14 protein-coding genes and 1 riboswitch are annotated in these 9,876 nt (G+C 69.9%); of the genes, 6 read left to right on the top strand and 8 right to left on the bottom strand.

Translation table 11 applies throughout. From position 1 onward, the window contains the following. Window positions 1-186 precede the first annotated feature (186 nt). Both ABZ803_RS28110 and ABZ803_RS28105 read right to left on the bottom strand, forming a co-directional pair. Complete coding sequence (locus tag ABZ803_RS28110; RefSeq protein ID WP_357043778.1) at window positions 187-834, bottom strand: hypothetical protein; 648 nt, start codon at window positions 832-834, stop codon at window positions 187-189. Window positions 835-958: 124 nt separating this feature from the next. Then, the gene (locus ABZ803_RS28105) at window positions 959-1,582 is read right to left on the bottom strand and encodes a carbonic anhydrase (RefSeq protein ID WP_357043776.1); all 624 of its coding nucleotides are present in this window, start codon (window positions 1,580-1,582) and stop codon (window positions 959-961) included. An 88-nt stretch (window positions 1,583-1,670) separates the two neighbouring features. Here ABZ803_RS28105 and ABZ803_RS28100 point away from each other — a divergent pair, with 88 nt between their 5' ends. Next, the gene (locus tag ABZ803_RS28100; protein WP_357043807.1) at window positions 1,671-2,591 is read left to right on the top strand and encodes an A/G-specific adenine glycosylase; all 921 of its coding nucleotides are present in this window, start codon (window positions 1,671-1,673) and stop codon (window positions 2,589-2,591) included. 21 nt (window positions 2,592-2,612) lie between these two features. Here the strand turns inward: ABZ803_RS28100 and ABZ803_RS28095 are convergent, their stop codons facing one another. Beyond that, window positions 2,613-3,359, bottom strand: coding sequence for an alpha/beta hydrolase (locus ABZ803_RS28095; protein WP_357043774.1), 747 nt, complete (start codon window positions 3,357-3,359; stop codon window positions 2,613-2,615). 58 nt (window positions 3,360-3,417) lie between these two features. Here ABZ803_RS28095 and mhuD point away from each other — a divergent pair, with 58 nt between their 5' ends. The 4 genes from mhuD (at window position 3,418) to ABZ803_RS28075 (ending at window position 5,489) form a co-directional block, all read left to right on the top strand. Then, window positions 3,418-3,732, top strand: coding sequence for a mycobilin-forming heme oxygenase MhuD (mhuD, locus tag ABZ803_RS28090; RefSeq protein WP_040864550.1), 315 nt, complete (start codon window positions 3,418-3,420; stop codon window positions 3,730-3,732). 80 nt (window positions 3,733-3,812) lie between these two features. Then, a riboswitch (cobalamin riboswitch) is annotated at window positions 3,813-3,965 on the top strand. A gap of 29 nt (window positions 3,966-3,994) precedes the next feature. After that, a complete protein-coding gene (locus tag ABZ803_RS28085) occupies window positions 3,995-4,189 on the top strand; it encodes a CbtB-domain containing protein (protein WP_040864549.1) in 195 nt (64 codons plus the stop codon). Then, window positions 4,180-4,971, top strand: coding sequence for a CbtA family protein (locus ABZ803_RS28080; protein WP_357043771.1), 792 nt, complete (start codon window positions 4,180-4,182; stop codon window positions 4,969-4,971). The genes ABZ803_RS28085 and ABZ803_RS28080 overlap by 10 nt, the downstream gene beginning before the upstream one ends. A 35-nt stretch (window positions 4,972-5,006) precedes the next feature. Then, the gene (locus ABZ803_RS28075; RefSeq protein WP_357043769.1) at window positions 5,007-5,489 is read left to right on the top strand and encodes a hypothetical protein; all 483 of its coding nucleotides are present in this window, start codon (window positions 5,007-5,009) and stop codon (window positions 5,487-5,489) included. Between the two features lie 55 nt (window positions 5,490-5,544). Here the strand turns inward: ABZ803_RS28075 and ABZ803_RS28070 are convergent, their stop codons facing one another. The 3 genes from ABZ803_RS28070 to ABZ803_RS28060 form a co-directional block, all read right to left on the bottom strand. Next, entirely contained in the window at window positions 5,545-5,985 is a 441-nt protein-coding gene (locus tag ABZ803_RS28070; RefSeq protein WP_357043767.1) for an OsmC family peroxiredoxin, read from the bottom strand. 166 nt (window positions 5,986-6,151) lie between these two features. Beyond that, complete coding sequence (locus ABZ803_RS28065) at window positions 6,152-6,472, bottom strand: multidrug efflux SMR transporter (RefSeq protein ID WP_357043765.1); 321 nt, start codon at window positions 6,470-6,472, stop codon at window positions 6,152-6,154. A 1-nt stretch (window position 6,473) separates the two neighbouring features. Beyond that, complete coding sequence (locus ABZ803_RS28060) at window positions 6,474-7,121, bottom strand: NAD(P)H-dependent oxidoreductase (protein ID WP_357043763.1); 648 nt, start codon at window positions 7,119-7,121, stop codon at window positions 6,474-6,476. A 108-nt stretch (window positions 7,122-7,229) separates the two neighbouring features. Here ABZ803_RS28060 and ABZ803_RS28055 point away from each other — a divergent pair, with 108 nt between their 5' ends. After that, window positions 7,230-7,838, top strand: coding sequence for a helix-turn-helix domain-containing protein (locus tag ABZ803_RS28055; RefSeq protein WP_357043761.1), 609 nt, complete (start codon window positions 7,230-7,232; stop codon window positions 7,836-7,838). Window positions 7,839-7,901: 63 nt separating this feature from the next. Here ABZ803_RS28055 and ABZ803_RS28050 read toward each other — a convergent pair whose 3' ends face one another. Both ABZ803_RS28050 and ABZ803_RS28045 read right to left on the bottom strand, forming a co-directional pair. After that, a complete protein-coding gene (locus tag ABZ803_RS28050; RefSeq protein WP_357043759.1) occupies window positions 7,902-8,765 on the bottom strand; it encodes an ABC transporter permease in 864 nt (287 codons plus the stop codon). Next, a complete protein-coding gene (locus ABZ803_RS28045; protein WP_357043757.1) occupies window positions 8,762-9,664 on the bottom strand; it encodes an ABC transporter ATP-binding protein in 903 nt (300 codons plus the stop codon). The genes ABZ803_RS28050 and ABZ803_RS28045 overlap by 4 nt, the downstream gene beginning before the upstream one ends. Between the last annotated feature and the right edge of the window lie 212 nt (window positions 9,665-9,876).

The following is a 9,876-nucleotide window of genomic DNA, read 5'->3' as shown; positions in this document are numbered from 1 at the left end:
CCACCGTCCGGACCTCGACTCCCCGTTTCGAGCGAAGCGAGACCGAGCATGCGCCGTTCGCGGCCCGGCTCGCGTCCGAGTGGCCGCCGCGTAGGCGACGAAGGAGCAAGCGGTGGTCGCTCGGACGCGAGCCATCAAGGGGCCGCGAACACCCAGCGCCGCAGGCGCTGGCAAAACCAACACAGCTCAGGCGATGTTGAACGGCTCGGCCATGCTGCGCACCGAGCCGAGTTGCGCGACGACGCTGTAGGCCCCCGGCGGAACCGGAACCCGTTCGCCCGCGCAGCTGGGCTGGGACGTGGTGCCCGACCAGGTCACCGTGAATGCCGCCTGCTCACCGCGACCCATCGTGCGAACGTCGGGCTGGCCGTCCGGATAGCAGTCGGTGCTCGACCACAGGCGCCGCTGACCGTCGAGCGTGTGCACGGAAACTTGTTGCAGACCGGAGCCCATGTCGCGGGTGCACGGCACCGCCGAGATGTTGGTGATGACGATCCCGAACACCGGCTGCTCACCGGTCTTGTACGTGGGCTGCTCGACGGTGACCTTGATGGCCAGCGATTGGTCCGGGCACGGGCCCGCCGCGACACTGGTGGCCGCCGCCGAGGTTTTCGGCGCGCCGGACTCACCCGACGGCTTGGCCGCCGCGTCGACGGGCTTGGCCGCGACCGAGCTGGACTCGGCGGCCCGGGCGTCACCGGGCGAGTCGCCCCCGCGCGCGACCGCGAGCACGACCCAGATCACCAGCGCCAGGGCGACCACCAGGATTCCGATGGCGAACACGCGTCGACGCCAGTAGATCTCCGGTGGCAGCGGTCCATTCGGTTCCAGCACGTCTCAACGGTAAGGGCACCATCGGGCGCACCGTCTCAGGGGCACGGCGTGTCGGCCGTCCGCCCCTGTCGGCGGCGAGTACATTCCGCCGCCACGCTGGGCCGACGGCGGGCGCGCCGCGGCCTCAGACCACCTCGCCGATATTGCCGACAACCCGGTGCAGCTGCGCTTTGCCCTCGGCCAGCTTGTAGGTCACGCAGGCGATGGCCAGCTCACCTGTGGCCACCCGCTGCGAGATGATCATCGACCGCTGCATGAGCAGGCGGCTGGTCTCCACCACGTGCCTGGCCTCCATCTCGTCGACGGTGGACAGGCCTTCGCGCCGCCCGATCAGAATGGAGGGCGTGACCCGCTCGACCACGCTGCGAATGAACCCACCGGGGACCTCGCCGCCGTCCAGCGCGTCGATGGTGGCCTTCACCGCGCCGCAGCTGTCGTGCCCGAGCACTACGATTAGCGGCACGTTGAGCACCTGCACCCCGTACTCGATCGAGCCGAGCACCGAGCTGTCGACCACATGACCCGCGGTGCGTACCACGAACATGTCGCCGAGGCCCTGGTCGAAGATGAGTTCGGCGGCGACCCTGGAGTCGCCGCAACCGAACAAGATCGCGTGCGGGTGCTGGCCGCTGACGAGCTTGGCCCGGTCGGCTGCGCCCTGGCTAGGATGCAGCAGTTCACCACTGACGAAGCGCTCGTTGCCTTCGCGCAAGGACTTCCAGGCACTGATCGGGTTGGAATCCGGCATACCGACCATTGTGCAGGACGGTTCGGGTTACCAGCGAGTTCGGCCGGTTACAGGTGGGCAAATACCGCCTGGCAGCAGTAGAACGGGGATAGTGAGGGCAGTGCGGAACGGCGCACCGAAGAGCATCGACGCGGACACGTTGCTGGACTGGTACGGGGAGACCGCGCGTGATCTACCGTGGCGCAGGCCCGGCGTCACCGCGTGGCAGATTCTGATGAGCGAGATCATGCTCCAGCAAACCCCGGTCGTGCGGGTCGAGCCGATCTGGCGGGAGTGGGTGGCGCGCTGGCCGGTCCCTTCGGCGATGGCCGCCTCCTCGCCTGCCGAGGTGCTGCGGGCCTGGGGAAAACTCGGCTATCCGCGCCGCGCGCTGCGGTTGCACGAGTGCGCCAGGGTGCTGGCGGCCGAGCACGGTGACGAGGTGCCCACCGACGTGGAGGTGCTGCTCGGGCTGCCGGGCATCGGGGCCTACACCGCGCGCGCCGTCGCCTGTTTCGCCTATGGCCAACGAGTTCCGGTGGTGGACACCAATGTCCGGCGGGTGGTTGCCAGGGCGGTGCACGGGCGCGCGGAAGCGGGCACCCCTTCGTCGCGGGACCTCCCCGACACCGAGGCGCTGCTCCCGCTTCAGGTCGACCGCGCCGCGGTGTTCTCCGCCGCCCTCATGGAACTCGGCGCGACCGTGTGCACCGCCCGCACCCCCGATTGCGCGCGCTGTCCACTGCCGAGGTGCGCGTGGGTCGCCGCGGGCCGTCCGGTGAGCGAGGTGGTCCGCCGCACCCAGAAGTACGAGGGCACCGACCGCCAAGCGCGCGGTCGCCTGCTGGAGGTCCTGCGGCATGCCAGCGGGCCGGTGGAACGAACGCGCCTGGACATCGCCTGGACCCGCGATCCGGGCCAGCGCGACCGAGCCCTGGACTCGCTGCTGCTGGACGGCCTGATCGAACAGACACCCGATGGCTTGTTCGCCTTGGCGGGCGAGGGCGGGCGCCCGGGCGCGACCGGCTGACCCGGAACCGTCCGCCGCGGCTCAGGTTCTCAACACCCGCCGCAGGAAGCGCTCGACCTCCGCGCGGTAGCGCTCCGGTTGGTCGTCGTGCACGAGATGGCCGGCACCGGCGATCAGGGCGTAGTCGGCGCCCGGATGGGCGGCGGCCATCCGCCGCATCTGCCCCGGCGGAGTGATGCTGTGCTCGCCCTCCAGCAGCAGGGCGGGGACCCGCACCGCATGCCACTGCCGCCAGAAGTCGCGCGTTCCCCACTCCTCGGAGATATCGCGGAAGGTGGTGACCGAGCCGTGCAGCCGGTATCCCTCCGGCCCGCGCTCGAAGGAGTTCAGGAAGTACCGCCCGGCGACCGGCCCGAAAAAGGACAGCACGGCCTCGTCGTCGGGGAACGGCTGCGGCCACGCCTCGATCATCGCCGCCCAGTGCGCGGCGGTGCGGCCGGTGAAGTCCGGCGCGATGTCCTCGATCACCAGCGCCCGGACCCGATCGGGGTGGGTCGCGGCGAACACCCAGCCGTGCAGCGCGCCCATCGAATGGCCGATCACCACCATCGGCTCGCCGATCGCGGCGGTGCCCGCGGCGAGGTCCGCGACGAAGGCCTCGGTGGTCAGTTCCCCGGGCGCGGGCCTGCCGTGGCCCGCGGCGTCGAAGCTGTAGACATGGCCGTATCCGCGCAGCCAGGCCAGCTGATCGCGCCAGGTGCGCGCGCTGCCCATCAGTCCGTGCAGCAGTAGGATCGGCGCGCCCGTTCCGCCTTCGTCGTGCAACATCGCCTCGACAATACGAGGTACCGAGCGTCTGCTCGGCCGCAGCCGCTAGCTTGGACCCATGGCTGTTGTGAAGATCAACGCGATCGAGGTTCCCGAGGGCGCGGGCCCCGAATTGGAGAAGCGGTTCGCCCACCGTGCGCACGCGGTCGAGGGCTCCCCCGGCTTCCTCGGCTTCCAGCTGCTCCGCCCCGTCGCCGGCGAGAAGCGGTATTTCGTTGTCACCCAGTGGGATTCGGAAGAGTCCTTCGCGGCCTGGCGGGACGGGCCCGCACGCGAGGCGCACGCGGGCGAGCGGCAGAAGCCGGTCTCCACGGGTGCGTCCCTGCTCGAGTTCGAGGTCGTGCTCGACGTCGAGGCCAAGCCCGCGAACTGAGTCCGGCATCCGACGCCGGGCAGGTCCGCCTGCCCGGCGACTCGCCCGACGCCGTGGTACGCCCGTGCCGGACCTGGTTGACGCGGGGGGTGTGCGGGTGTCACAGTTCGAGGGACAAACGCGAGGGTGACGCGGTAATTCCGGTGAGATTCCGGAGCGGTCGCGCCACTGTGTTCCACGCACCGAGTCCGGTGCCGGAAAGCCAGACACCGGCACCGTCGCGCCACCACCGGACGGGACGCGTATCCCAAGGAGGACTCGAATGGCCATCGCGCATACACCCAGCCGGGCAACCGATTCCCTGGCCGCCGTGCTCGTCACGGTCGGTGTCGTTCTTCTCGCATTGCTCACGCTCTACCTGGTCGGCTTCGACCAGGGTGTCATCTCGCGCAGCGGGATGTATCTGCATGAGCTGATGCACGACGGACGCCACCTGCTGGGGCTCCCGTGCCATTGATCGGTTCGCTCCGAACACTGCTGCTCCGCGGCCTGCTGGCCGGCCTCATCGCCGGCCTGCTGGCCGCGACAGTCGGTTACTTCGTCGGCGAACCGAAGGTGGACGCCGCCATCGCGATCGAGGAAGCGGGCTCCGCCGCCGGGCACACCCATGGCGAGCACGCGGAATCGACAGCAGGGCATTCCCACGGCGACGAGGAAGAACCGCTGGTGAGCCGCGGCGGCCAGAAGTTCGGACAGTTCCTCGCCCTCGGATTGGCCGGGCTCGCGCTCGGCGCTATCTACGCCTCGGTCGCGCATTTCGCGCGGCGCTACACCGCACTGTCCGGCCCACGGCTCGCCCTGGCGCTCGGCGCCGCGGGCTGGGCCGCGATCGTCGCGGTGCCGTTCTTCAAATATCCGGCGAATCCACCGGCGGTGGGTGATCCGGACACCATCAACGAGCGCACCCTGCTGTGGCTGGCGGCGGTCGTGCTGGGCCTGGTGGCCGTCGGCGCGGCGGTCGCGGCGTTCACCGCGCTGCGCGCGCAACTTCCCACGTTCCGCCTGATCGGCGGTGTCGCGGCGTTCGTCCTGGTGACGGCGCTCGGTTACGTCCTGCTGCCCGGCGTGAACGAGGTGAGCGCGGACTTCCCGGCCACCCTGCTGTGGCAGTTCCGGGTGGCGTCGCTGGCCGAGACCGCGACCCTGTGGGCCTGTCTCGGCCTCGGCTTCGCGGCGCTGACCGAGTTCGCGACCCGCACCGATACTCCGGTACCGGTGGCCGCCACTACCGCGGGGTGATTCGCGTCCGGAAGCACTGAGGCAGTGTCGGTCCCATGACCGGCACTGCCTTTTCCGTCTGGCCCGTATCGCCGCGCGTCCATTCCGCTGGACCGCCGCGCGCCGTCCGCGTCGCGTTCGTCGCTCTGGCCGTCGCTGTCCTCGCGGGCGCCACGGAGGCCATCGTGCGGGCCGCCCGGGCTTTCCCGGGAACAGACACGGCGAGCCTGGCCACCGGGTTGGGGGTGCGCGCGGCGATCTACGTTCTGGTGCTGGCCGTCGCGGTGCGCATGACCTACGGCGACCGGTGGGCCCGCCTGCTGATCACCGTCGGCATCGGCGGGTTCGGCCTGTTGTCACTGATCATCGAGCCGCTCGCCGCGGCCATGTCGGCGAACGAACTGCGCGACCTCGTCCGGGACGCCGGTCCCGCATCCCTGCTGCTGGCCGCCCTCCGCGCCGTCCACGTCTTCGCCGTGCTGGTCGCCGTCCCCGCGCTCTACACCCGCCACGCCCGCCACTACTTTCGCAAGCGCTGACACGCGCGCTTCGCGCCCCACCTCCGTCGAGGGTGCGGGGCACGAAGCGGTGGCACTAGGCGAGAGCCGCGTCCAGGGTGATGTGGTCGACCCCGGCGAGGGCCTTGCTGACGGGGCAGCCCGCCTTGGCGGCCTCGGCGGCGGCCTGGAAGGCGTCGGCGTCGATGCCCGAGACGCGCCCGCGGACGGTCAGCTCGATCCCGGTGATCCGGAAGCCGCCCGCCGGGTCGGGGCCGAGGGTCACGTCGGCGGTGACGTCCAGGTTCTCCGGGGTCCCGCCCGCGTTGCCGATCTGCGCCGAGAGCGCCATCGCATAGCAGGAGGAGTGCGCGGCCGCGATCAGTTCCTCCGGACTGGTGGTGCCGTCGGCCTCCTCGGCGGAACGCTTGGGGAACGACACGTCGTACTTACCGACCCCTGAACTGGCCAGTTCGACCTGTCCCGAACCCTCCTGGAGGGTGCCGGTCCAAGCGGTACGCGCGGTACGTGTGGGCATCACGGTCCTTTCGCCGATGATCGTTTGACGATTCAGCACGAAACCTACCCCGGCGGACACGCCCCGGCCCACCGGTTCGCCGATCGCGTTCGCCGCGGCGCACCGCGCACTCGTCGCCGGTAAAGCGCGGACGCTCAGGCGATTCCGCGCCGTCGTCGACGTGTCCTCACTCCGGATTCGTGACTCTGGCCAGCACGAGGCCGCCGAGGATCAACACGAGCGCCAGGAGCCGGCCCGCGCTGAGCGGGTCCTTGTGGACCACGATGCCGAGGGTGATCGCGCCGAGCGCGCCGATGCCGGTGAACACGGCATAGGCGGTGCCGACCGGCAGCGTCTGCATGGCGCGCGACAGCAGGTACACGGCCGTGACACCGAGAACGACGCAGACCAGCGTCGGAACGAGTCTGGTGAAATTCTCGGTCGGTTTGATGCTCTGCGACCAGACGATCTCCACCAGCCCGGCGACGGCGAGAACTACCCAGTTCACCTCAGTACTCCCCGGCCAGAGCGCGGACGGCGGCCGCAGCGCGGGCGTAGGACGTGTCGTGCTCGGCGCGCCTGTGTGCCAAAGCCGGGTCTTGGCGGGAGTTGGCTAATTCCGCATGTACGAACACCGTGTCGGACACGGCGAAATGACCCGCGAAGAAGTCGCGCAGGAAGCGCTCCTGATAGTCGTAGGCCGCTTTCGGAGCGCCCGGCGAGTAAGCGCCGCCGCGGGCGCTGGCCACCACGAACCTCCGGTGCCCCAGCGACATGCGCGGAAAGGTCACCTGGTCCAGCCATGCTTTGAGCGAAGCCGGGATCGAGTAGTTGTACATCGGGGTGCCGATCAGGATCACGTCCGCCGCGAGCAATTCGGCCAGCAGCGGCTCGATGATCTTCCAGGCGGCGGCCTGCTCCGGGGTCCGCACCAATTCACCGAGCCGCTCCAGGTCCGTGCTCGGCAGGGCAAGCACGGCGTCGCACAGCTCGGTCCACGCCGCCCCGATGAACGGCACCGGCTCGGCCGCGAGGTCGCGGTAGTAGTAGCCACCCTCCGGATGGCGTGCGCGCCACGCGTCGGCGAATGCCGCGCTCAACTCCCGGCTGATCGACTGCCGCCGGGCGCTGGCGTCGAGGTGCAACAGCGTGCTCATGATCCGACCTCCGAATAAGTGGACACAATGTCCGATTCCATCGACCTCCACCATACGAGCGAGATGGACAGATTGTCCAGTTATGGCCGAATCGGCTAGAGTCGCGGCATGGAACCCCGATCCGACCTGCTCGCCGGTGCGGTGCCGGGCCGGTCGGCGGCGCCGGAACGAGCGGACGCTGCCCGCAACCGGGCCAAAGTGCTCGCCGCCGCCGCGGAATTGTTCGCCACCCGCGACCCCCGCACGGTCACGATGGACGACATCGCGAAGGCCGCCGGTGTCGGCCGCGGCACCCTGTATCGGCGTTATCCGGACACCAACTCGGTCGCGGTGGCCCTGCTGGACGAACACGAGCGGGCACTGCAAGCGAAACTGCTCTCCGGTCCGCCGCCGCTCGGCCCCGGAGCTCCGGCGGCGCAGCGGCTGGCCGCGTTCTACGCCGCGATGGTCGAATTGCTGGACGCGCACGCGCATCTCGTGCTCGGCGCCGAGATCGGCGGAGCTCGCTTCGCCACCGGGGCTTACGGATTCTGGTACGCACACGTGCGAGCCTTGTTGTCGGCGGCGGGGATTCGCGAGCCGGACCCGATGGTCGACCCGCTCCTCGCGCCCTTGGCCGCCGAGGTCTATCGGCAGCAGCGCGAGCGCGGCTTGACTTCCGAACAGATCACCGGCGCGCTTCGGGTGATCGCGGAAACCGTTCTGCGGGCCGGGTGAGCATGCCGCGCGCGGAAACCGCCGGTGGACGGCGCCCACCAGCGGTTTCACTCCTCCGGTAACTCACACCAGATCGCGTTCGCGCATCAGCCAAATCGTGCAGGCCGCGAACAGCGCGACGTAGACGACCAGCACGACCACCGATTCGGACCGCGAAAGCACCTGCGACACACCGGGCGTGGCGGGCCCGTCCACGGTGCGCATCGCCCCCGCCAGCGATCCGGCGGCGGTGCCGGGCAGATGATCGGTGATCACCTCGATCGGCGCGAAGATCGCGGCGACGCCGCGCAACAGGTTCTCCACCACCAGCACCCAGACCAAGCCCAGCCCCACCGCGAGCGCGGGACCACGGGCGACCGCACCGATCAGCGCGCCGGCCAGCGTCCACATACCGAGAATCAGGACGCCGGTGAGGATTCCGAGCATCGACCGGCCCGGTCCCGGCAGCGCGAGCGACTGCGACTGGAAAGCCGCGATCAGCGCGGCGACGGAGAGGTCGACCACGAACGCCGTGCACACCAACGCCACCACCACGCCGACGAGACTCACCACCACGGCGGCGACCGCCTGCACCCGCGAAGGCCCCTGGGTGAATACGGTCTTCCAGGTCCCCCAGCCGTAACCACTGCCGACGGCCAGGGCGCCGAGGATGAGCATCAGCGCGCCGCCGAACATGGCCATCCCTTGGGTGAACACTTCGGGCACCGCGGCCGGCAACATCTGTCGCAGCAACGCCTCGCGGGGCAGTCCGTTGGACATCCGGCTCGATTCCCCCGAGGTGTAAGCCAGATAGTTGAACAGATAGGCGAACGTGAGATTCAGCAGAAGCCACGTGCCGAGAAGGATCCAGAACGCGGGCCACTTCCGCAGTCGCAGCATCTCGGCCTTCGTACTCGCGACCGAATCGCGGATCGCCGTGCCGTTCATCGCGCGGCCTCCCATCGCGTCATCTCGAAGAACACTTCCTCCAGGGACTTCTCTTCGACCCGCAGCTCGAGCAGGTCCGCCCCCGACGCCACGACCGCACGCGCCACCGCGGGCGCGGTGACGGTGTCCGACTCGATCCGGATACCGCTCGCGGTCAGCAGCGCCGAACGGTCGCCCACCAGCCGACGCACCGCGGGCAGGGCCACCTCCAGCGGGTCGGCCCGCACCACCAGTGCCGAACCTCCGCGCAACTGCGCGACCGTCGCTTCGGTGCGCAGCCTGCCCCGCGAGATCACGCCGACCCGGTCGCAAATCGCCTGGACTTCGCTGAGCATGTGGCTCGACAGCAGTACCGTGTGCCCCTCGGCCGCCAAAGCGGTGATCAGCTCCCGCATCTCGGCCATCCCGGCGGGATCGAGGCCATTGGTCGGCTCGTCGAGAACGAGCAGGTCGGGGCTGCCGAGCAAGGCGGCGCCCACACCGAGGCGCTGTTTCATGCCGAGCGAGTAGGTGCGGTACTTGTCCTCGGCGCGGCCCGCCAGCCCGACTCGTTCGAGCGCGGCGTCGACCTCCGGCCGGCCGAGCCCGCGATACTCGGCGAGCACGCGCAGGTTGTCCCGGCCGGAGAGGTAGGGGTAGAAGCCCGGTCCTTCGATGAGCACGCCGATCCGGCGGACCACCGCGGGATCACCGGGACGATGCCCCGCGACGGTGGCCGTGCCCTCGGTGGGACGGATCAGCCCGGCCAGCATGCGCAGGGTGGTGGTCTTACCGGCGCCGTTCGGGCCGAGAAAGCCGTAGATCTCGCCGGACACGACGGTCATGCTCACATCGTCGACAGCGGTGTGCTCCCCGTAGCGTTTGGTCAGCCCTCGGGTGACCACGATCGAATCTGTCATGCACCGAGAATCCGCCGCCGCCCCGGTGCGGACATCCGCCGCCGGGCGATGTTCGGCATACGTAACCAGGACGACGGCCGACCCGCTCACGGTTCTGCGCCTCACCGCTCACCCATGTCCCACGCCGCACCCCTCCCACCGGTGGCCCACCACGCACGGCATACCACGAGCCACCAGCCACCAGCCACCAGCCACCAGCCACGACGCACGAG

Origin of the sequence: Nocardia sp. NPDC047648 (assembly GCF_040642815.1) — a bacterium.
Classification (GTDB): Bacteria; Actinomycetota; Actinomycetes; order Mycobacteriales; family Mycobacteriaceae; genus Nocardia; species Nocardia gamkensis.
This window is presented reverse-complemented; position numbering and strand designations above follow the sequence as displayed.